The organism is Segatella copri, assembly GCF_002224675.1.
In the GTDB taxonomy this organism is placed as follows: domain Bacteria; phylum Bacteroidota; class Bacteroidia; order Bacteroidales; family Bacteroidaceae; genus Prevotella; species Prevotella copri_U.
On the sequence record NZ_NMPZ01000028.1, the window covers coordinates 1 to 22914 of the forward strand.

Below are 22914 nucleotides of genomic sequence, written 5' to 3' on the forward strand. Positions count from 1 at the left end.
TTAAACATTATTCTCCCCCCATTATTGCATTCTTCTTCCTATTATCTTTCTTTATTTAACACTCTTTTACGCAAAAATATAAGAAACGCCTGTTTTGTTTCTATACTATCGGCAGACTTATTCCGTTGATCTTCTGATAAATATCTAAGGCATAGATATCCGTCATGCCGCTGATGTAATCCAATACTGCCATGATTCGCTCTTCCAGACTTTCGTTCTCGATATCGTACTGGCTGCTTACCCGGCGCAGAAGCTGCTTGGAGTAGAAACGGGACGGGTTGACGGCGGCATCGATGAATACCTCCATCAGCGTAGCCATGATCTTGTAACCCGAAAGCTCGATGTCGAGAACGGGCTTGCTGGCATAAATCTTCTTTCTCGAAACCTGGGTGCAGGTGATGTAGGCATTGCGCTCGTGCTCCGAGATGTGGTCGATGAGGGCTCCCTCGAAGGTGCCGGCAAGAATCTCTTCCTCGTGGTCGAGGAATGCCTTTACGCATTCGTTCTCCAGTTTGCCTATTACGCAGGCTCTCTCTTCTATCACCAGCCCTCTGTTCTGGAGCAAGGCAACCTGTTCATCTACGTTTATCGGTTGTTTGTCGTAATCCATATACCCTTTATAAAAAGCGAAGTCCCACCGTGGTACGCATCGTTGAGAGGCGTGGTGGGATTTGTTGCTGCAAACAATACTCTTTTTTATTGGAAACTCCAAATATTTTCTTCAAAATCTGCTTGTCAAATATGGATTTTAACGTAAAAAGTTCTAATTTCCAAGTTTTTCTCCTTGTAAGCTATGCGAGATTTAGAAAAATATCGTATCTTTGTCCCCGAATTAAGGCGTTCTTTGCATATTGCAAAATACAGAAACGAGCAGAAGTCCGCTCGTTTCCATATTGTTACCTATATAATATAGGCAAACGCCCAACTTCTTGATTTTCAATCAAAGTCCAATTTAGAGCGAGTTACCTTACATAACTGTAAGAATCTCATTCAGGTATATAATTATTTAAAAGGTCATTAACAGCATAAAAGTTCCATCATTATGAAGAAGATTTATACAGCTATCATCACATCCATATTAAGTTTGCAGACATTAGCCATATCAGCTGGCAATGTTGCAGATTATGCGCAGTCAACCACTTCTGGTAACAGCATAGTATATATCAACGCGCCAAGATTTGTACGTCCACTCATTGAAAAATGGATTGCTGAATACAAGAAATTAAAGCCAGAGGCCAATTTTGCTATTGCAAAGACTCAGGCTGCCAAGAACAGCAGTTTACTCAATATACTGCTTTCTGATGTAAATCCATCGGAAAAAACAGATAAGAAAACTGTATTCTTCGGCTCATACGCAATTCTTCCCATAACATCCAAGGATTCAGATGCTGCCAAGAGCTTGGAAAAACAGGAGCTCACTACCAAGAAGATCAAGGCTCTTTACTTTGAAAATGAAGAATTGGACGAACAGGACAAGAAGAACAAGTTCAGCAACATCGTCATCTACACCGGTAATGACAAAGGGTCTGTTTCAAGAGAATTTGCAGAATTCTACGGAAAAGACAACACCAGCTTCCGTGGAAAACGAATTGTTGGAGATGATCTGTTCCTCATCAGCGCCATTTCAAAAGATCCGCAAGGAGTAAGCTTCAACACTCTTGGCAATATCTATGATCTCTCTTCTCGCAAGGTAAAGGATAACATCAGTATCTTGAACATCAGCTATAACAAGGAAGAGAAAGCTGCACTGTCAGAAGAGAGCAATATCGATCAGCTTCTCGATGTACTTGAAAGCAACAAGGCCAGTCAGATTCCAACGGAAAAGATCGGCTTTACATACGACGATAACGATATTGAAGTAACAAAATTCCTGGTATGGATACTTTCGACAGGAGAACAGTATAACCACCAGTATGGAATCTTGCGCCTGGGCAGAAAACTTCTAGCGCAACAGGCCAAATACTTACCAAATCTCCTTGCTGAACAGAAATAGGAAACAGAGAGAAAGAGAGAATCACAAAAATCAGAACCATCAAAAGTTAGCACGTTATGGAAATATTTAATAAAATTGTTTTAGGGATAGCTGTCGCCACCATTCCAAGCATATCATTCGCCCAATCAGAGATAACAGGTCATATCACAGATGCCACAACCGGCGAACCGCTCATCGGTGCATCTGTAGTAGTGAAAGGAGACAAGAAGGAAGGTGTGGTCACAGATACAGACGGAAACTTCACGCTCAACACTCAGGTAGAAGCTCCTCTTAAACTGAAGGTAGAGTATATAGGATATCGCCCAATCGACCTGGAAGTTTATGATACAGAAACTCCTGTGGAGGTAAAGCTGAGAGAAAATCAAAGATTCCTGAATGAAGTAGTCGTCATTGGCTATGGAACCCAGAAAAGAGAGAATGTTGCATCTTCCATCTCATCCATCAACAACAAGACCTTCAAGGATGTACCTGTCACCTCCATTGACCAGGTCCTTCAAGGAAGAGCATCCGGCGTGAGTCTCACCACTCCATCCGGTAATGTAGGCCAGGCACCTATCGTGAAAATCAGAGGTGTGGCTTCCATCACCTCCGGCACCCAACCTCTTTATATCGTGGATGGCGTACCGGTACAGACCGGAAGCAATGCCCAGCTGGGTGATGTAAACGCTCTGGCAGACATCAATGCTGACGACATTCTCTCCATCGACGTGTTGAAGGATGCTGCAGCAGCTGCTGTATATGGTTCCAGAGCAGCCAATGGCGTAGTGCTCATCACCACCAAGAAAGGACAGCAAGGCAATGCTAAGGTTTCATACAATGGCTGGGTAGGTATTGCCAACGCATCCAAGTTCTTTGATGTCATGAATGCACAGCAGTATGTAGATTTCAAGAACCTGGCTGTAAAGAACCGCTATGGAACAGATGAAATCTCGCTCACCAATGGTTATAAATCACAATATGGAAACAAGGCTTTCAACCTGATGAAAAATGCAGACGGTAGCTATGTGGATACCCAATGGAAGGATTATGTACTTCGCACGGGACTTCAGCAGAACCATACAGTGTCAATCAGTGGAGGTAATGACAAGGTGCTCTACTATGCCTCCGGCAACTTCAACAAGCAAAGCGGTATCCTGAAGGGAGATGAATATAGGAAAACAGGTCTCACCGCCAATGTTTCAGCACAAACCAACAAATGGCTCAAGGTAGGCTTCTCGGGAACCGGCTCTGTATCGAAGCAGCAAACCGGTGACCGTTCCAGAAAGGGAGAACTGGTTTCCTATTCAGGCTTCACCCGCCTGGCACTGAGTGATGCACCGAACATTCCTGCCTATGCCTCAGATGGAACTCCATACCAGGAGGGCGGTAGATTGGGATATGGTCCGAATACCATCCAGTTCCCTCTTACCAACCCTATCGGAGTCCTTGAAAGCGGAAGTGTCATCAAGACAGAAGACACCCGACTCATCGGTAACGCATTCGCAGAACTGACCCCATTCAAAGGACTCACATTGAGAACACAGTATGGAGTGGATTACATGAAGATTGAAGACCGTAACTTCTTTGCAGCCACAACAGTGGAGGGCGTAGAACAGAACGGTACGGCAGAAAACTATAGCATCCGTAGCCGCCAGTACACCTGGACCAATACAGCCAACTACAAGTTCTCTCTGGGCAGCCACAACTTTGACATCCTGGCAGGAGTGGAGAGCTATAGCAAATCCTATGACCAGTGGGGAGCAGAGAAAAGCGGTCTGAACGAAGCCAAGTTCAACTTCTTCGAAGGTCCCTTCTCAAACATTGTAGCCAGCGACAGCAAGATTACGGAAAGTGAGCTTCTCTCTTATCTGGGACGTATCAACTACGATTATGATTCCCGCTACATCTTCTCTGTTAACTTCCGTCGTGACGGATTCTCGGCTCTGAGCAAGAACAACCGCTGGGGTAACTTCGGCGGTGTATCTGCAGCCTGGGATGTAAGCCGAGAGAAGTCCTTCTCTCCATTGAAGAATATCCTGGCCAATCTGCGTCTGAAGGCTAGCTGGGGAATCGTGGGCAATACCAACATTGATGAATACGCCTCCAAGTCGTATTACTCTTCATCCTACTATGGTAAAAACGGTTCGTATGTAATCGGTCAGATTGGAGATACGGAAAACCTCAAGTGGGAATCAAGTGAGAAATGGAATGTTGGCTTTTCAACAGATCTGTTCAATAAGGTAAATGTGAGCCTGGAATACTATACTACCACATCCTCCGATCTGATTCTTGCCGTTCCTGTTGCACCATCAAAGGGTGTTCCTGGCAACAGTATCATATCAAATGCCGGAAAGATGAGCAACCGTGGTATCGAACTCGGCATCAACGCCCTTGTCATCAGTACGAAGGATTTCTCATGGAGCACTTCCTTCAATCTCACCACCAACCGCAACCGAGTGGAAAAGCTGAGTGATAATGTGCAGGAAATCATATCCACAGGCTTGTCTGAAACCACGAACATTACTGTTCCTGGCAAGAGCATCGGTCAACTCTACCTCTATCCTACAGGTGGAATCGATGAGAAGACTGGACGCCGTATCTTCTATGGTGAAGACGGCACCAAGGTACTCCTGGAGTTCGAGAAGGAAGGAAAGTTCTTCACGGAAGATGGAAAGTCATATCCTGAGAGTAAGATCAAGCGAGTCATAGCAGGCAATACCCTGCCAACATTTTATGGCGGCTGGAACAACAATATCACCTACAGGAACTTTGACCTCTCAATTCTCTTCCAGTTCTCAGGTGGCAACAAGATTTATAATGGAACCAAGGCTACCATGAGTGATGTACGCTGGTGGAACAACTCCAAGGATGTATGGAACAACTATTGGAGAGAAGACAGAACAAACGCCAAATACGCCAAGCCAGTTTGGGGTGACAACTATTCCAACGGTAGTGCAATGCCTATCACTGACTGGGTAGAAGATGGAGATTATCTGCGCCTGAAGAACATTTCCTTAGGCTATACATTCGGCAAGCTGCCATTCCTGGAAAAAGCGGGTATCTCCAAGCTCAGAGTATATGCTCAGGCACAGAATCTCTTTGTCCTTACAGGATACGAGGGTCTTGACCCAGAAGTGCTTTCCAATACAAACTCAGCCAACTTAAATGGCGGAACAGATCATAATACTGCGCCTCAGGCCCGTACATTTACTTTTGGTGTTAACGTTACATTCTAATCTTGTCATCTAGAGATAGAGACAAGTACTAAATTAAATAGGAGAAATGAATATGAACTATAATAAGATATTGGCAATTGGATTCATTGGACTGGCTTTATTTTCAAGCTGCGCTGATGACTTGGATAAGGAACCCAAACTCAACCTCACCGACAAGGAGATATTTGCAGATTCCCAACACATAGAATCAAACCTCCTTGGCATATATGGTTCAGCAAAGAGTATCATCGGTCTGCGTCTCTTCAACTTCAACGTAGCCAGAGGTGATGAGTTCATCAACCAAAGCGTCAACGCTAATGAGGCTATCGCTTCATATGAGATGACCGTGGGACAAACCACATCGGACAATACCGAAACCTGGACCAAACTTTATCAAACCATCAACAATGCCAACACGTTCCTGGAGAAGATAAACGATGCCAAGGAGATTGCTGGAGACAACTACGGAAAATGGGTAGCAGAAGCCAAGTTTGTAAGAGCATTGAGCTATTATTATCTCAATAGCCTATATGCCCAGCCTTATCTGTTGAATAAGGATGCAAAGTCTGTTCCCCTACGCCTTAAAAGTGAAGACAATACAGGCAACAACAACCTGAAACGTTCTACTGTGGCGGAGATAGATGCACAGATACTGGAAGATCTCAGTGATGAAAACATCAACAACCTTCCTGCTGCAGCAGGAACATATGATGCCGTCACACGTACCACCCAAGGTGCAGCCCATGTACTTCGTCAACGCATCTATATGGAACAGGGACAATGGGACAAAGCCATCGAGGAAGGATTGGCAGTGAAAGGATACAGCCTGGAGGGTGACATATCCAACTTATTTAAATCTCCTTTCATTACCAATGAAACTATATTCTCTTTCCCTATGAGTGAAACCAACAGGGGAAGCCGCCAGAGTGCACCAGCCTACTACTTCTATGATGGAACCCGTTTTGTCATTGACTATACATCCGGTATCCTTAGCAAGGCAGGGTATTCTATAACAAACGATGCCCGTGTAAAAGAACTCACAGGCAAGGTAGGCACACAGCCAATCTCCACCAAGTTCAAGGACTCTCAGAACTATCTCGACTGGACACCTGTATTCAGATATGCAGAAGTATTGTTGAATCTGGCTGAAAGCTACTATCAGAATGGCGACGAACCATCAGCTAGGAAATACCTCAACGAGGTAAGGCGCCGTTCAGTAAAAGAGAGTGATGATGTGATTGATATCAGCTCACTTACAAGAGAAGCACTCAAGACTGCTATCTATAATGAGAGAAGAGCAGAGTTCATTGGTGAAGGTATCCGTAGCCTTGATATTCACCGAAGAGGTGAAGACTTCATCAAGCAAGGTGGTACAGTGAAGGAAATCCACATTACACCAGCAACAAATGGCTATATTTGGCCAATCCCAACCATTGAAAGTTCCGCAAACAAGCTGATCGAGGAATAGAAAAACAACCTTGAAATAGCTATCGTTTTAAATACCCATCAAAAAAAGAGATTGATATGAAGAAACAAAGTATAACATTCATCGTAACCTTGGCAGTTTCAATATTCACAGCCCAGGCTCAGGTAACCCAGGATGAAAAGGATTTCCGTAAATGGGAAGAGGTCATAGCATCGGACTCTTTTGGAGGTCGTGCTCCGCTCACCTCCTACGAAACCAAGACCATCAACTACATCGCCAGCCAATTCAAGGAAATCGGCTTGAAACCAGCTAATGGCGACAGCTACTTCCAAAAGGTGCCACTCTTGAAAGTAGCTACCCAGCCAGCAGGCGGAAGTATCAAGGTTAAGACGAAAAACGGAAAGGTGTCCCTCAAAAACTGGGATGACATTATCATCACTTCTGTGAGAGGAAAGAAGACCGTCAATATTCCCAAAGCTGATTTCGTATTTGCCGGCTTTGGAATCAATGCTCCAGAATACGGATGGAACGACTATAAAGACCTCGATGTAAAGGGAAAAATCGTTCTGGTCCTGGTAAATGACCCAGGATATTACAATCCAAGTCTGTTTAAGGGAAAGGACATGACCTACTACGGCAGATGGATCTACAAGTTTGAAGAGGCAAGCCGACAGGGTGCTGCAGGCGTTCTGGTTATCCACGACACCCAACCTGCTTCCTACGGATGGAACGTAGTACAGGCATCTTGGGGAAGCAAGAACCTTAGTTTAGTATCCGACAAGGGAAATGCAGACAAAGTGGCACTTCAAGGTTGGATCAGCCTTCCTGCCACCCAACGTCTGTTCAAATCAGCAGGCGTGGATTTCGAGAAGGCATTTGCTGCAGCCAAGCAATCAGGATTCAAGGCAATTGACCTCAAGGCAGAAAGCAATGTCAAACTTAAAAATGACGTATATATCTCCAATTCCCATAATGTAGCAGCCATTCTTCCTGGCAGTGACAAGAAAGATGAGTATCTCGTCTATTCTGCCCACTGGGATCATTTCGGCATACAGAAACCGGTAAATGGAGACAGCATCTATAACGGAGCAAGTGACAATGCCTCAGGCGTAGCGGCCCTGCTGGTACTCGCAAGGAAGTTTTCCCATCAAAAGCAGCAGCCTAAGCGTTCCATTCTTTTCCTCTCTGTCACAGCAGAAGAGGCAGTACTTCTGGGTAGCGAATACTATACCCAGCACCCATTGGTACCAATAAAGAATACGGTGGCAAATATCAATATTGATGGCTGTGCCCCTCAAAGCAAGGTCAACAACGTCATCATCAGTGGCTATGGAGATACCAATACAGACCAACTGGTGGAGGAAACTGCAGCGGCACAAGGAAGAACAGTGGAACAGGCTAGAAATCAAAGTAGCGGTGGATATTTCCGAAGCGATCACTTCAGCTTTGCCAAGGTTGGAATTCCTGTCATCCTTGCAGAAGGAGGCAGAGATTACATCAACCCAGAAGATGCCAACCGCTACAAAGGTCCCCGTACCTACCATATGCCGCAAGATGAATACTCTCCATCATGGGATGTATCTGGAACTTTGGATGACATCAACCTATGGTATGGTATCGGCTTAAGAATTGCCAACGGAGATTTCACCCCTAATTGGACAGAACAATCTCCTTGGAAAAACAGAAGATAAAGATAATGATTAAAAGCGTAAGCCTAAGTAAAATCAGGTTTACGCTTTTAGTTTGTTGTCACCTTCCCCATCTACATCATCCCTACTCATCCATTCTTCAGTTGTTTCTTTCGTACCAATTCTCATAATCAAAAGGTACTCCAAAATTTAAAAGTTAGTTACACCAACTCCTTAAACCAGTCCGCTTAAATCAAGGGTGTATTGGGTAGGAAGTTTCTGTTCATTCTTGATAAACATCAGCATATAAATAGGGAGATAAGTGATTTTTCCCACCTTCTTCACATTATCGTTACACAACACATAGGCTTTTGAAATCTGATAGGTTGTAGAGTTCATCACATTCGTAAGCGCTTTGTGACGCTCATAATCCTTGCCCGATTTAACCTCTAAAGGCAACGCCTCACCATTTTGCTCTATCACAAAATCCAGTTCACCCTGCCGCTTGTTGTTATAATAATACAACTGGAAGCCATGCGCCTGGAGTTCTTGTGCCACCGCATTCTCATATATCGAACCAAAGTTGATGGACGGTTCGTTATCCAAAATCTTCTGCTGGATGCCATCTGCATAAAGACTTGCCAAAAGACCAATATCTGCCATAAACAGCTTGAATAAGTTTCGGCTGCTTGACAAAATCAAAGGCATAGTAGGCTCCTCCACATTATATACCGGCAATGCTACACCGGCATCCTTCAACCACAAGAAACTGTTCTGATAACGTGAAAACTTGATGTTTTCATTCAGGTTCTTCAATATGAAACGCTTGTTCTTGGCATCAAGCTCAGCAGGAATCCTGTCAAAGATTTCTTGAATATACAATTTATGGTCAGGGTCATATTTCGCTATATCCAAATATCCTGCAGATCTCAGTGAATAAAGTAATCATCACCATTTTCTATATCCCAGTTTTTCCACTCATCTGTTGCTTCCCATCATCGCAAGGCATCACAATAACGGTTAATTTGAAATCCCAAACGTCACTTAACTGATCAAACAAAACAAAAAAAGAGAGAAACCAAGGAGCATAAGCTACTCGATTTCTCTCTGGAGATTCTATTTTGCAGTTGTGATTTACAGAGGCAACATTCGTAGACGTTGTCCTACAACTCCTTGACCATAAATATAGTGGTGGCGGTATGTCCTGAGTCACCAAGGCGCTGAGGAATATGCCTGAAGCCATGACGTTCATACATGGCTACAGCATCAGAGAACTGTGGGAATGACTCGATATACAGATGACTATAACCAGCCCTGCGGGCTTCTTCAATAGCCTGCGAGAACAAAATAGCCCCATTGCCTTGCCCACGAACTAAAGGAGACAGATAGAACTTCACCAGTTCTGCATATCCATCCGGTAATCCCTCCGTGGGATAATAACCGCAGCCTCCCAGAACAACCCCATCGTCAGCAACTATCCAATAGCCGGCATTCTTCCCAGCCATTGCATCAAAGATATGCTCCGTTCTTGGGTCATCATACACGGTGTTGACCAGCGGAGCGCCATATTCCTCAAAAACAGAACGGATGACATGAGCCAACTGTTGCTGATCCTTCTCTTCAATATGTCTAATTTCAATCATATCAATTTCCTAAATAACATAGTCCACTTCTGAATCAGTCAGAAGATGCTGCATGAAATAAACAATCTGCTTGCGCCACCAAGCCCAGTCATGGTCAACGTCATGTCCCCAGTAGTCAACCCAGGCAGGGACATTCTTCTCCTTGAGCAAGGCATCCATCTGACGGGTACTGTAGAGCAGTTCTTCCTCCCAGGTTCCCTGACCTACACACATGATGACTTTCCCTTCGGCCGGTGACCGTTGGTTCAGGGCGTATTATTTCACGATAATCTCATCAACAAACAGCCAGCCGCCGAAGCTGCTTGGCTTTGCCTGAACACGGATGTAGCGGGCTGTCTTGCTGCCCTTCCAGGTAAGCGTCTTGAAATTCAGAATCGGCTCCTTGCTCGACTCATACTTCTTGTCGAATACCTGGGTGAAGTTCTTGCCATCCTCACTAACTGATACCGTATATTGAGAAGGATAGAAAATCTCAGGACCGCTGCTCTGCATGAAATCGGTACCTACACTGCTGATCTTGGTAGAATTACCCAGATCGATGGTAACATCGAAGCAATCCTTGCCGATAAAGCCCTGCCAGCGGCCATCGCCATGAGCCCATCCGCCCATATTACCATCCACCAGCGTCTTTTCGCCAGCTGCAGGATAATAGCGGTTGTAAGCATGGTTATAGGTTACCTTGGCACCCACAGCCTTATGCTGCACCGGCTTCATCTTCTCCTTGCGCTCACCAATCTCCTTCTTCAGCTCGAATGGGTTCACGCCTTCAGCCTTCAGATGTTCCACCTGCGCCAGGGCACGGGTCTTGAACTCAGGATAGTTCTTGGTCTTGGTTCCGTTCCATCCTATCTCAGCCAGAGCCAAGGCACGAGGATAAAGCATGTACTCGGCATATTCAGGAGTTGGGATATGCTCGGTCCAGAGGTTCGCCTGAACACCGGTAATCATATTGCGCTCTGCCTCAGGAAGATCGCTTCCAGGCACGTAGCTGTACACCTTCTCGGTAGGAATGAAACCGCCATTTGCCACAGGCTGGGTGCCCGGCGCATCCTGATACATATCGAAGTAGCAGTAAGCTCCCGGCGACATCACTACATCATAGCCATGCTTGATAGCCTCGTGTGCCAGTTCGGTGCCACGCCAAACCATCACGGTGGTATTCTTGGAGAGATTTCCGGCAATCACCTCGTCCCAACCCACGAGCTGTCTGCCATGCTCGTTCAGGAACTTGCCCATGTGGGAAATGAGATGAGCCTGCAATCCATCCACGTTGTTGATGCCCAGCTCCTTCATCTTCTTCTGGCAGAGGGCACAACTGCCCCATGACTTCTTCGCAGCCTCATCGCCACCCACATGGATGTAATGAGAAGGGAAGATATCCATCACCTCTTTCAAGACATTCTCCAGGAAATCGTAGGTTCCGATGTTGCCCGGACAGAAATCTGCCTGCTTGTAAGGCTCATGGGTACAGGATAACTCAGGATAGGCAGTAAGCACCTCCTCAGAATGACCCGGCATTTCGATTTCCGGAACGATGGTGATGCCGCGCTCGGCAGCATATTTCACCAGGTCGCGGAGTTCATCCTGGGTATAGTAACCACCCTCGGCACCCTCGCTGCCCTGCTCCAGATACTTGTTGCCATTGGCATTCCAGTCTTTCCATAACTTACCCGAACGCCAGGCTGCAAAGTTGTTGAGTCGAGGATAGCGCTTGATTTCAATGCGCCATCCGGCAGCATCGGTCAGATGGATATGGAGACGGTTGAACTTATACTCCGACATCACATCAATCTGCTTCTTGAGGAAGGAGATAGGGAAATAATGACGGGATACATCGAGCATCAAACCACGCCACTTGTAGGCAGGTGCATCCACGATGTCGCAGCATGCGATGCCCTTCTTGGTGGTAAGCTGCTCCATGGTCTGCCAGGCACGTAGGAAACCCTCGCTGCTGGCGGCACTGATTTCAATGGCATCAGGTGCCACATGAAGCTTGTATGCTTCCGGCGAAGAGGCGTTGGCAAGCTTGGTGAACTTCACCACCCGCTTGGCAGCATCATTCACCTTGGCATTCCATGCCTTGGTATAGATGTTCTCGGCATCAGCGCCTACTTGATTTTCTACTTTCACACCGTCGCTGGTTTTAAACACGCCCTTGCCCATCGTAACCTGCTGCGGTTTTGGCAACAGATTCTGAGCCTGAATCGGAGATGAAAGCAATAATGCCCCGAAAAGGGATAATAGATAGTTGGATTTTTTAGTCATACGGCTTATCTATAAAAGATTAATATCAGTCCGCTAAGCTATCGACCTATTGTCTCTAACTTAGCGTACTATTTTAAAACTTATCGTTCTACTTTCTCGATGATTTTCATACCCTCTTCCACAGCCTTCATATTCAGTGGAATCAGGTTATGATGGCGCTCAGGCAACGACTTGAAGAGTGCCTTGTTCAAACCATCGGTGCTCACCACTGGGCAAACCTTCAGCAGTCCGCCCAAAACAATCATGTTAAACACCTTAGAGTTTTTCATCTCGGCAGCCTTGTCCATCGCATCGATGCGATAAACGGTGATATCCTTGCGCTGAGGTGGATTCATGATGCCATAACCATCATAAATCAGGATGCCGCCTGGCTTGATCTTCGGCTCAAACTTATCGAGCGATGGCTGATTGAGCACGATGGCAACATCGTAATGGCTCAGGATAGGCGAAGAGATGCGGCTGTCGCTCACGATGACCGTTACATTGGCTGTACCACCACGCTGTTCCGGACCATAAGCAGGCATCCAGGTCACCTCCTTGTCCTCCATCAGTCCTGAGTAAGCCAGGATCTTTCCCATCGAAAGGACGCCCTGACCACCAAAACCGGATATAATGATTTCTGTCTTCATTGTTCTTACAAATTTGTTGTATCCTTCAGGTCACCCTTAGGATACTGCTTAAACATATTCTCTTCCATCCACTTGTTTGCCTCAACAGGTGAGAGCTTCCAGCCGCTGTTGCAGGTAGAAACAATTTCTACCAGGCTGGAACCCTTGCCCTGCATACTTGCCTCGAAAGCCTTGCGGATTGCCTTCTTTGCCTTCTTGATGCTTGCCACGGTCTCCACGCTCTGGCGGGTTACGTAGCAGGTGCCCTGCAGATGGCTGGCAAGTTCGGTGATGTTCAGTGGATAACCATGAAGATCAGCCTCTCGTCCGTAAGGACAGGTAGCGGTCTTCTGACCCAACAGGGTGGTTGGAGCCATCTGTCCACCGGTCATACCATAGATGGCATTGTTGATGAAGATGATGGCGATGTGCTCGCCACGGTTCAGGGCGTGGATGGTCTCGCAGGTACCGATACACGCCAGGTCGCCATCGCCCTGATAGGTGAAGACGAGACGGTCTGGCCACAGACGCTTGATGCCCGTAGCCACAGCAGGTGCACGACCATGCGCGGCTTCCTGCCAGTCGATATCCAAATAGCGGTAAGCGAAGACGGCACAGCCCACCGGACAAACGCCCACTGTCTTATCCTCCATACCCATCTCCTCGATGACCTCGGCAACGAGCTTATGAACTACGCCATGCGAACAGCCCGGGCAGTAGTGCATCGGGGTATCGTTCATCAGCGTAGGCTTCTTATATACCAGATTCTCTGGTGAAATTATATCATTCATTTTATTAACTTCTTTAATGCTTCAACGATTTCCTCTGGCTCTGGTACGATACCGCCCAGACGCCCGAAGTGCTCTACTGGAGCCTGTCCATTCACAGCCAGGCGTACATCCTGAACCATCTGACCGGCATTGATCTCGGCAACCAGAATGCCCTTCTTGGTCTTTGCCAGCTCATGGAGTTCCTTCTCAGGGAAAGGCCAGAGGGTGATAGGACGGAAGAGACCCACCTTGATGCCCTGCTCTCGGGCATTCTCGATGCTCTTCTCGGCGATACGTGCCGCACTACCGAAGGCTACGATTACATAGTCGGCATCCTCCATCTGCTCCATCTCATATCTTACTTCGGTATCACGAATCTTCTGATATTTCTCCTGAAGGGCGATGTTGCGTGCCTCCATCACCTCCGGTTTGAGTTCCAGAGAGGTCATGATGTTGACCGGGCGACTCTTTGGACGACCGATGGTAGCCCAAGGACACTCCTTGGCAATCTCTTCCTCGGTACGGCGAGGCTTTACCGGTGGCAGCACCACCTTCTCCATCATCTGTCCGATTACGCCATCGCTCAGAATCATCGCCGGATTGCGATACTTGAAGGCGAGGGTGAAGGCAAGATCCACAAAGTCTGCCATCTCCTGAACAGAAGCAGGAGCCAGCACGATGACGTTGTAGTCGCCGTTACCACCACCACGGGTAGCCTGGAAATAGTCACTCTGAGATGGCTGGATGGTACCCAGTCCCGGACCGCCACGCTGCACGTTGACGATGACTCCAGGAATCTCAGCACCTGCCATATAGGAGATACCCTCCTGCATCAAAGCCACACCCGGACTGGATGAGGTAGTGATGACACGCTTACCGGCGCCGGCACCACCATATACCATATTGATAGCCGCCACCTCACTCTCTGCCTGGAGAACCACCATACCCGATGTCTCCCAAGGCTTGAGCAGAGCCAGCGTCTCTATAATCTCACTCTGAGGTGTGATAGGATAGCCGAAGAAGCCATCCGCACCACATCTGATACAGGCATGGGCTATCGCCTCATTGCCTTTCATTAATGTTACTTCTTGATTTGCCATTGTTTAGTCCTCCTTCTTACGATAAACAGTGATGCAGCCGTCAGGGCAGACGATGGCGCACGAGGTACACCCCACACACGCATCGGCATTGACAGCCTCAACATAGCGATAGCCATGCACATTGACCTTCTTCAGAGCCAATGCGATGACATCTTGAGGACAAGCTTCTACACAGAGTGCGCATCCTTTGCAACGCTCCGTATCGACCACAATGGCCCCTTTAATTTTGCTCATATTCTATATATTTTCTTTTTCTTATATTATCATTCTTCACTGGAGTAACCAAAACTGCTGCTGTCCACAACAGATTGCTATGGATTGTAGTAGTCTTTGCAATAAAAGCTCATGATATCATCCAGCATCTCCTTGGCTGCCACGGCAGGACTCTCCGGATCGAGAGCTATCGCCTCCATATAGCTGTCGAGGGCACGCTTGAAGTCGCCTTGCTTTCGCCAGGCATTTCCTTCCTGATAATACTCTTCTGCTGTCATTTTACTCTATATATTTTAAAGTTTTATTCTGCGAAAGTACGAAAATTATGCTAAGAAAAAGAATAAAAGCGTAAGTTTTAAACTAAATTAATGTAGTTTTTCCATAAAATGCGCACACTATATTTCAAGTGTGCAATTTTTCAAGAAGAATGTGCGTTATTTCTATTATTATATTCTATTAAAACACAATTCGCCATTTACCGCAATTTTCTACGGTAAATGACGAATAATACGATACCCCTCAAAACGAGGTAGAGAATAAAGGCAAGCCACAGGGCGTGATTGCCCAACAAAGGATGAAGGGCAAAATACATTCCGAAGAATGAAGCAGAAGCTACAGCGGTAGAACAAAGCATCGACTTCGACTGGGTGATGCCCACAAAAATGCCATCGAAGACAAATGCCGACATACCTGCCAGCGGAATAAGCACCGCCCATCCCAGATACGATCCCGCTGCCGCCACCACCTGCCTGTCGCTGGTCAACAAAGAGAGAAAGTTTTCTCCACCCACTATATATAATAAGGTGAAAAGAATCGCCACCACGACCCCGAAGCCCATCGTCCGCTTCACCACTTCCCGGAACGCCTCCCTATTCCCGGCTCCATAATACTTGCCGCTCAAAGCCTCTGCCGCATACGCAAAACCATCCATGAAATAAGAGAAGATGGTAAAGAGCGTCATCAGCAGGGTATTCACTGCCAGCACCAGCGTACTCTCTCTGGAACCGGCTGCTGTAAAGAAGAGGTTTACAGCCACCAGACATACAGTCCGGAGAAAAATGTCTCTGTTCAGAGAGAAGAATCGCTTCAGCGGTTCTGAGGCAAAGAGATGCTGGCGATAATCATATTTGCCCAACCGGCGATAGTAGAGCCGATAGAGCACGCAGGCCATCAGAAATCCCCACCATTGGGCGATGACCGTTCCGAGCGCCACACCTTCTACCGTCATCCTGCAGACGAAGACGAGCACCAGAGAGGCTACGATGTTCACCACATTCTGAGAGAGCGATACCACCATCGGAATACGCGTGTTCTGCATACCGATATACCAGCCCGTGAATCCATAGAGTCCGAGCACGGCGGGAGCTCCCCAGATGCAGACATAGCAGTATCTGCGAGCCAGTTCCACGACATCCGCTTCCGGCGACATAGCCCACAATCCACATCCGATGAGCCATCTCTGAAGGATAAAGAACAGCAGTCCTATCCCCACGCCAATGCCCAGGGAGCGAATCAGGAGTCTCACCACCTCGGCAAAGTCTCTCCTGCCCAATGCCTGCGAAGTCATTCCGCTGGTTCCCATCCGCAGAAAGCCGAACAGCCAGTAGATGACATTGAAGAGCATCGAGCCCACGGCAATGGCTCCGATATACGCTGCATCGCCGATATGTCCGACGATGGCGACATCTACCAAACCCAAAAGCGGTACCGTGATATTGGATATTATCGACGGTACCGCTAATTGCAATATTCGTTTATTCACTTATTCCAGTGTTTAAGTGACAAGTATTAAATTCTATACTTCGCAGCCTGCTCCTCAATATAGGCAGCATCGCTGAAGTAGTCGATGCGCATAGCCTTGCGAACCTCGTCCATGGTCTGGGCTGCAAACTCGCGGGCATCCTCGCTACCCTTCTTCAGGATATTGAATACCTCAGGAATATCCTGCTCAAACTCATGACGGCGGGCACGGATTGGGTCGAGCATCTTGTTGATGACGCTGTTCAGGAACTTCTTGCAGGTGCCATCACCGATACCACCCTTCACATACTGCTCCTTCAACTCATCCAAAGTCTTGAACTCTGGCCAGAACTCAGCGAAATCCTCAGGAGTAGAGAATGCTTCCAGATAAGTGAACACGGCATTGCCCTCCAGATGTCCTGGCTCTTCCATGCTCATGCGTGGCTCACCGTTAGACATCTTCTTCACCTTCTTCCAGACAGTCTTCTCGTCATCGCTCATATAGATGCAGTTGCCGAGACTCTTGCTCATCTTCTCCTTACCATCTGTTCCAGGAAGGCGACGGCAGCAGGCAATCTCTGGAAGCAGGATCTCTGGCTCTACCAATACAGGCGCATAAGTCTGGTTGAAGCGGCGAACCAACTCACGGGTTACCTCCAGCATAGGCTCCTGGTCCTCACCGGCAGGCACGGTTGTAGCCTTGAAAGCGGTGATGTCGGCAGCCTGGCTCACAGGATAGCAGAAGAAACCGAGAGGAATGTTTGCCTCGAAGTTACGCATCTTGATCTCAGTCTTCACAGTTGGGTTACGCTGAACACGAGATACAGAGATGAGGTTCATCAAATAGGTAGTCAACTCAGCCAACTCTGGAATCATACTCTGGATATAGAGTGTACACTTCTGTGGATCGAGACCCGCAGAAAGATAATCGAGTGCTACCTCTGTAATGTTCTGGCGAATCTTCTCAGGATTGTCAGCGTTATCTGTCAAAGCCTGAACGTCTGCCATAAATACGAACATTCTGTCAAAGTCACCAGCATTCTGAAGCTGTACTCGGCGCTGCAAGGAACCGATGTAGTGACCCAGGTGAAGTTTACCTGTTGGACGGTCGCCCGTCAATATAATCTTTCCCATTTTTCTTACGATTTTATATTTTTAGGTGCAAAGGTACAATAAAATAATGAGAATGAGGAAGAAAAGATGTAAAAATAAGCAAAACCCAGAGCTTAGTTGGCAAAATAAAAGCGAGACCTCCGAAAAAGAAGCCTCGCTTATCCTATATTCTGTTTTCGTTGATATCAACGAAAATTAGAACTCTGCATTCTTTGGTGTACGTGGGAATGGAATCACGTCGCGGATGTTCTGCATACCGGTTACGAAGAGGATCAGACGCTCGAAACCGAGACCGAAACCTGCGTGTGGGCATGAACCATACTTACGGGTATCGAGATACCAGCTCATATCCTTCATAGGGATGTTGCGGGCCTCAATCTCACCCATCAGCTTATCGTAGCTCTCCTCACGGACAGAACCACCGATAATCTCACCAATCTGTGGGAACAGTACGTCGGTACCCTGAACGGTCTGACCGCTCTTGCCGCCGAAGCCGCTCTCCTCCTCGTCTATCTTCATATAGAATGCCTTGATAGCCTTTGGATAGTTGGTCATGATGACTGGGCGCTTGAAGTGCTCCTCTACGAGGAAGCGCTCGTGCTCTGAAGCCAGGTCATCACCCCACTCACATGGGAACTCAAACTTCTTGCCGTTGGCGATAGCCTCCTGCAGGATGCGGATACCCTCTGTATATGGAAGATGAACGAAGTCTGAATTCAAAACGCCCTCCAAACGAGCAATCAAGCCCTTGTCGATCATCTTGTTCAAGAAAGCAAGGTCGTCCTTGCAGTGCTCCAGTGCCCAACGGATACAATACTTGATGAAGTCTTCCTCCAACTCCATCAAACCGTCCATATCCAGGAAAGCAACCTCTGGCTCAACCATCCAGAACTCAGCCAGGTGGCGAGGTGTGTTACTGTTCTCTGCACGGAAGGTAGGACCGAAGGTATAGATGGCACCGAGTGCTGTAGCACCCAGCTCACCCTCCAACTGACCAGAAACAGTCAATGAAGTCTGCTTACCGAAGAAATCATCAGAATAATCGATCTTGCCATCCTCTGTCTTCTTCAGGTTGTAGAGGTTCTTGGTTGTTACCTGGAACATCTGACCTGCACCCTCACAGTCGCTGGCAGTGATGAGAGGAGTGTTGAAGTAGAAATATCCATGCTCGTGGAAGTAAGTGTGGATAGCCATCGCCATGTTGTGGCGGATACGCATCACAGCACCAAAGGTATTGGTACGGAGACGGAGGTGAGCATACTGACGCATGTACTCGAAGCTCTGTCCCTTCTTCTGCATTGGATAGTCGTTGCCGCAAAGACCGTAGATTTCGATGCTTTCGCACTGAATCTCAACGCTCTGACCGGCACCCTGGCTCTCTACCAAGGTACCTACTACGCTGATGCAGGCACCAGTGGTAATCTGGCGGAGCTGATTCTCATCGACCTTTGATGGGTCGACTACTATCTGAATATTATTAATAGTAGAACCATCGTTAAGAGCGATAAAATCGACTGCTTTGCTACTACGATGGGTACGAACCCATCCCTTAACATTCACGATTGAGTCGTAGGCAGTACTCTTGAGTAAATCTACGACTTTAGTTCTTTTTACTTTTTCCATTGTTAATTAATAGGTTAAAAAGGAGACTAAACAGATAGTCTCCTTTCTTATTATATCTTATTATCCTTATTCAAAAGCACCCATGCGGAGCATATCTACTTCCTTCTCAGTAAGGAAGCGCCAGTCACCGCGACGGAGATTCTTCTTGGTCAAACCTGCAAACTGTACACGGTCGAGCTTGGTTACACGATAGCCGAGGCTCTCGAAGATACGGCGAACGATACGGTTCTTACCGCTGTGGATCTCGATACCTACCTGTGACTTGTCATGATCGTCAGCATAAGCTACTGCATCTGCCTTGATCTCGCCATCTTCCAAAGTGATACCCTCGCTGATCTGCTGCATATCGTGAGCAGTGAGGTTCTTGTCGAGGTGTACGTGATATACCTTCTTCTTCAAGAACTTAGGGTGAGTCAGCTTAGAAGCCAGGTCACCATCGTTGGTCAGCAGGAGTACACCTGTTGTGTTACGGTCGAGACGACCTACAGGATAGATACGCTCAGGGCATACATCCTTTACGAGGTCCATCACAGTCTTGCGCTGCTGAGGATCGTCGCTGGTTGTCACGTAATCCTTTGGCTTGTTGAGCAATACATATACCTTCTTCTCCAAAGATACTACTGCATCATGGAACTTCACCTCGTCGGTGCGAAGAATCTTGGTACCCAACTCGGTAACTACCTGACCATTGACAGTTACCAGACCAGCCTGGATGAACTCATCAGCCTCACGGCGAGAGCAGACACCAGCATTGGCAAGGAACTTATTCAAGCGCAATGGCTCTGTTGGGTCGATATTCTCCTCCTTGTATTCGATACGCTTCTTCATGCTATACTTAGCATTTGGATCGTATCCTGGAGTGTGCTGACGGAAGCCACCACCACGGTTGTTACCATAGCCACCACCCTGTGGACGACCATAGCCGCCACGGTTGCTATTGTAACCACCCTGCTGAGGACGGCCATAACCACCACCACGGTTGCTGTTGTAGCCACCATGCTGAGGACGGCTGTTGTAACCGCCATGCTGAGGACGGCTGCCGTAGCCACCCTGCTGAGGACGACCATTGTAACCACCCTGCTGACGTGGCTGATAGCCACCAGTTGATGGATGCTGATCGTCACCTTCTGCGTTATTATTGAAACGAGGACGGCTGTTGTAGCCACCCTGCTGCGGACGGCTGCCATAGCCACCCTGCTGAGGACGGCCATTGTAACCACCACGGTTGCTGTTATAGCCACCACGGCTGTTGTAGCCACCCTGCTGTGGACGGCTGCCATAGCTGCCACGGCTGCTACCATAGCTGCGCTGTGGACGCTCGCTGCTAGAGCTGGTAGAACTGCTCTGCAAGCCAGCACCGAAGCCTTCCGGACGGAAGCCACCCTCGCTACTGCTGCTACTTCTATCGCTGTTGAATGATGGGCGATGACTGTTAATACGTGGACGCTGTGTGCGACCTACACTACGATAACTCTTCTGATAACCGCCTGCGTTGAAGCCCTCTCGGGTGTTCTCGCTCTCAGACGATTGACTCTGTGGTTTGTTCTCGAACTCTGAATCCATAATTTATTCAATATAAAAGCCTCACGGCCGGGTTAATAAATCTATTATTATTAATTATGTTATATATGATATGTCTTAATATATCCTTGGTGCCCGTTAGGGAAACTGCTTTTTGATTAAATACCGGTGTAATTGCTAGGAGTGATAGCCATCAATTCGGCCTTCACGCTATCGCTTACATTCAATCCCTTGATAAACTCATGAATGGTCTCCTCGGTCATATGGGTATTGGTGCGGGTGAGCGCCTTCAAAGCCTCGTATGGATGTGGATAAGCCTCACGGCGAAGGATGGTCTGGATAGCCTCAGCTACTACAGCCCAGGTATTATTCAAATCTTCCTGCAACTTCTCCTCATGGAGGATGAGCTTACGCAAGCCCTTCAATGTGCTCTGGATGGCGATGACGCTATGACCGAGAGGCACACCGATGTTACGGAGTACGGTACTATCGGTAAGGTCACGCTGCAAGCGGCTAACCGGGAGCTTCTGTGCCAGGAACTGGAGGATAGCATTGGCAATACCGAGGTTACCCTCACTGTTCTCGTAATCGATAGGGTTCACCTTGTGTGGCATAGCACTGGAACCTACCTCACCAGCCTTGATTTTCTGCTTGAAGTAATCCATAGAGATGTACATCCAGAAGTCACGGTCCAAGTCAATGATGATGGTGTTGATTCTGCGGATGGCATCAAAGATGGAACCCAGATGATCATAGTTGCTGATCTGAGTAGTATATTGCTCACGCTCCAAGCCCAGCTTCTCGCTGACGAACTTGTTGCCGAAAGCCTTCCAGTCATATTCAGGATAAGCTACATGATGAGCATTGTAATTACCGGTAGCACCACCAAACTTAGCTGTAAACTTGCAAGCCTTCAATGAATCGAGCTGCTCGGTAAGACGATATACATAAACCATGATTTCCTTGCCCAAACGGGTAGGAGAAGCAGGCTGACCATGAGTCTTAGCCAGCATAGGTACATCCTTCCACTCATCAGCATAAGTCTGAAGCTGGGCAATCAGCTCTTCAACCTGAGGGTAGAAGCACTCCTCCAGAGCTTCCTTCACTGAAAGAGGCACACTTGTGTTGTTGATGTCCTGAGATGTCAAACCGAAGTGGATAAACTCCTTGTAGGCATCCAAGCCACCAATCTTGTCAAACTCTTCCTTGATAAAATACTCAACAGCTTTCACATCGTGGTTGGTAACCTTCTCAATGTCTTTCACACGCTGAGCATCGTTTTCGTTGAAATTACGATAGATGTCACGCAAACGCTCAAACAGCGACTGATCGAAAGAAGCCAGCTGCGGCAATGGTAACTCACATAAAGTAATGAAATACTCTATCTCTACTCGAACACGATAACGAATGAGAGCATACTCTGAAAAATAGTTAGCGAGTTGCTCTGTTTTTCCCCTGTAACGACCATCTATAGGTGATATGGCAGTCAATAAATCTAAATTCATAACAATACGTATTATTAATATAGGGTGCAAAGTTAATGAATTCCTACGAAAAAACAGAAAAACTGAGGATTATTTAGCTTTAATTAAAACAAAAAAGGTCTTTCAACGATTGTTGAAAGACCTTTTAACTTGGTGGGCGCTGACGGATTCGAACCGCCGACCCTCTGCTTGTAAGGCAGATGCTCTAAACCAGCTGAGCTAAGCGCCCAAGTATAATATAAATCATGATGTCTTTTTTCCACGGAATTGAGTTCCGTGGGCGCTGACGGATTCGAACCGCCGACCCTCTGCTTGTAAGGCAGATGCTCTAAACCAGCTGAGCTAAGCGCCCTAAAAAATCCCTGCAACCACAAATGTGAATCACAGGGAACACCCCTGTGGGCGCTGACGGACTCGAACCGCCGACCCTCTGCTTGTAAGGCAGATGCTCTAAACCAGCTGAGCTAAGCGCCCTTACTTTTCGTAAGCGGTTGCAAAGGTACTACAAATATTTGATTCCACCAAACTTTTTCCGACTTTTTTTTCATTTTCGTTGAAAAAACATGAAAAAAGGCATTTTCCACGGGGGAAAA

The 22914-nt window shown here is 47.2% G+C and carries 18 protein-coding genes, 3 tRNA genes and 1 pseudogene; 4 read left to right on the plus strand and 18 right to left on the minus strand.

The window, feature by feature from the left end; all coding sequences use genetic code 11:
- Positions 1-100 precede the first annotated feature (100 nt).
- Positions 101-544, minus strand: a pseudogene (locus CFT61_RS13660) (dehydrogenase); the annotation flags it as partial.
- A 498-nt stretch (positions 545-1042) separates the two neighbouring features.
- Between CFT61_RS13660 and CFT61_RS13665 the strand changes: the two are divergent.
- The 4 genes from CFT61_RS13665 to CFT61_RS13680 are packed head-to-tail and all read left to right on the plus strand — an operon-like array spanning position 1043 to position 8304.
- Entirely contained in the window at positions 1043-1993 is a 951-nt protein-coding gene (locus CFT61_RS13665) for a hypothetical protein (RefSeq protein ID WP_089544963.1), read from the plus strand.
- 56 nt (positions 1994-2049) lie between these two features.
- Positions 2050-5208 (plus strand): SusC/RagA family TonB-linked outer membrane protein, encoded by a 3159-nt coding sequence (locus CFT61_RS13670; RefSeq protein WP_089544964.1) that lies wholly within the window; start codon positions 2050-2052, stop codon positions 5206-5208.
- Between the two features lie 52 nt (positions 5209-5260).
- Entirely contained in the window at positions 5261-6655 is a 1395-nt protein-coding gene (locus tag CFT61_RS13675) for a RagB/SusD family nutrient uptake outer membrane protein (RefSeq protein WP_176425615.1), read from the plus strand.
- A 56-nt stretch (positions 6656-6711) separates the two neighbouring features.
- On the plus strand, positions 6712-8304 hold the full coding sequence (locus tag CFT61_RS13680; RefSeq protein ID WP_089544966.1) for a M28 family metallopeptidase: 1593 nt from the start codon (positions 6712-6714) through the stop codon (positions 8302-8304).
- Positions 8305-8475: 171 nt separating this feature from the next.
- Here CFT61_RS13680 and CFT61_RS13685 read toward each other — a convergent pair whose 3' ends face one another.
- The 17 genes from CFT61_RS13685 to CFT61_RS13765 form a co-directional block, all read right to left on the minus strand.
- The gene (locus CFT61_RS13685; protein ID WP_254918986.1) at positions 8476-9156 is read right to left on the minus strand and encodes a DUF4143 domain-containing protein; all 681 of its coding nucleotides are present in this window, start codon (positions 9154-9156) and stop codon (positions 8476-8478) included.
- Positions 9157-9404: 248 nt separating this feature from the next.
- On the minus strand, positions 9405-9884 hold the full coding sequence (locus CFT61_RS13690; protein ID WP_089544967.1) for a GNAT family N-acetyltransferase: 480 nt from the start codon (positions 9882-9884) through the stop codon (positions 9405-9407).
- A 9-nt stretch (positions 9885-9893) separates the two neighbouring features.
- Entirely contained in the window at positions 9894-10097 is a 204-nt protein-coding gene (locus CFT61_RS13695) for a hypothetical protein (protein WP_089544968.1), read from the minus strand.
- Between the two features lie 42 nt (positions 10098-10139).
- Complete coding sequence (locus CFT61_RS13700; protein ID WP_089544969.1) at positions 10140-12149, minus strand: glycoside hydrolase family 20 protein; 2010 nt, start codon at positions 12147-12149, stop codon at positions 10140-10142.
- Positions 12150-12229: 80 nt separating this feature from the next.
- Positions 12230-12778 (minus strand): 2-oxoacid:acceptor oxidoreductase family protein, encoded by a 549-nt coding sequence (locus CFT61_RS13705; RefSeq protein WP_089544970.1) that lies wholly within the window; start codon positions 12776-12778, stop codon positions 12230-12232.
- Between the two features lie 5 nt (positions 12779-12783).
- On the minus strand, positions 12784-13548 hold the full coding sequence (locus tag CFT61_RS13710; RefSeq protein WP_089544971.1) for a thiamine pyrophosphate-dependent enzyme: 765 nt from the start codon (positions 13546-13548) through the stop codon (positions 12784-12786).
- Complete coding sequence (locus CFT61_RS13715) at positions 13545-14627, minus strand: 3-methyl-2-oxobutanoate dehydrogenase subunit VorB (RefSeq protein WP_089544972.1); 1083 nt, start codon at positions 14625-14627, stop codon at positions 13545-13547. The genes CFT61_RS13710 and CFT61_RS13715 overlap by 4 nt, the downstream gene beginning before the upstream one ends.
- A gap of 3 nt (positions 14628-14630) precedes the next feature.
- Positions 14631-14861 (minus strand): 4Fe-4S binding protein, encoded by a 231-nt coding sequence (locus tag CFT61_RS13720; protein ID WP_089544973.1) that lies wholly within the window; start codon positions 14859-14861, stop codon positions 14631-14633.
- 77 nt (positions 14862-14938) lie between these two features.
- A complete protein-coding gene (locus CFT61_RS13725; RefSeq protein WP_089544974.1) occupies positions 14939-15118 on the minus strand; it encodes a tetratricopeptide repeat protein in 180 nt (59 codons plus the stop codon).
- Between the two features lie 197 nt (positions 15119-15315).
- Positions 15316-16602, minus strand: a complete 1287-nt coding sequence (locus CFT61_RS13730; protein ID WP_089544975.1) for an MATE family efflux transporter — start codon at positions 16600-16602, stop codon at positions 15316-15318.
- A gap of 26 nt (positions 16603-16628) precedes the next feature.
- Positions 16629-17714, minus strand: a complete 1086-nt coding sequence (gene trpS, locus CFT61_RS13735; protein WP_089544976.1) for a tryptophan--tRNA ligase — start codon at positions 17712-17714, stop codon at positions 16629-16631.
- Positions 17715-17888: 174 nt separating this feature from the next.
- Positions 17889-19316, minus strand: coding sequence for an asparagine--tRNA ligase (asnS, locus tag CFT61_RS13740; RefSeq protein ID WP_089544977.1), 1428 nt, complete (start codon positions 19314-19316; stop codon positions 17889-17891).
- A 66-nt stretch (positions 19317-19382) separates the two neighbouring features.
- Positions 19383-20879, minus strand: coding sequence for a pseudouridine synthase (locus tag CFT61_RS13745; RefSeq protein WP_089544978.1), 1497 nt, complete (start codon positions 20877-20879; stop codon positions 19383-19385).
- Positions 20880-20995: 116 nt separating this feature from the next.
- Positions 20996-22342, minus strand: coding sequence for an adenylosuccinate lyase (gene purB, locus CFT61_RS13750; protein WP_089544979.1), 1347 nt, complete (start codon positions 22340-22342; stop codon positions 20996-20998).
- A 130-nt stretch (positions 22343-22472) separates the two neighbouring features.
- Positions 22473-22550: transfer RNA gene (locus tag CFT61_RS13755), tRNA-Val, on the minus strand.
- 48 nt (positions 22551-22598) lie between these two features.
- A tRNA-Val gene (locus CFT61_RS13760) sits at positions 22599-22673 on the minus strand.
- Between the two features lie 47 nt (positions 22674-22720).
- Positions 22721-22795 (minus strand) — tRNA-Val (locus CFT61_RS13765).
- Positions 22796-22914 lie beyond the last annotated feature (119 nt).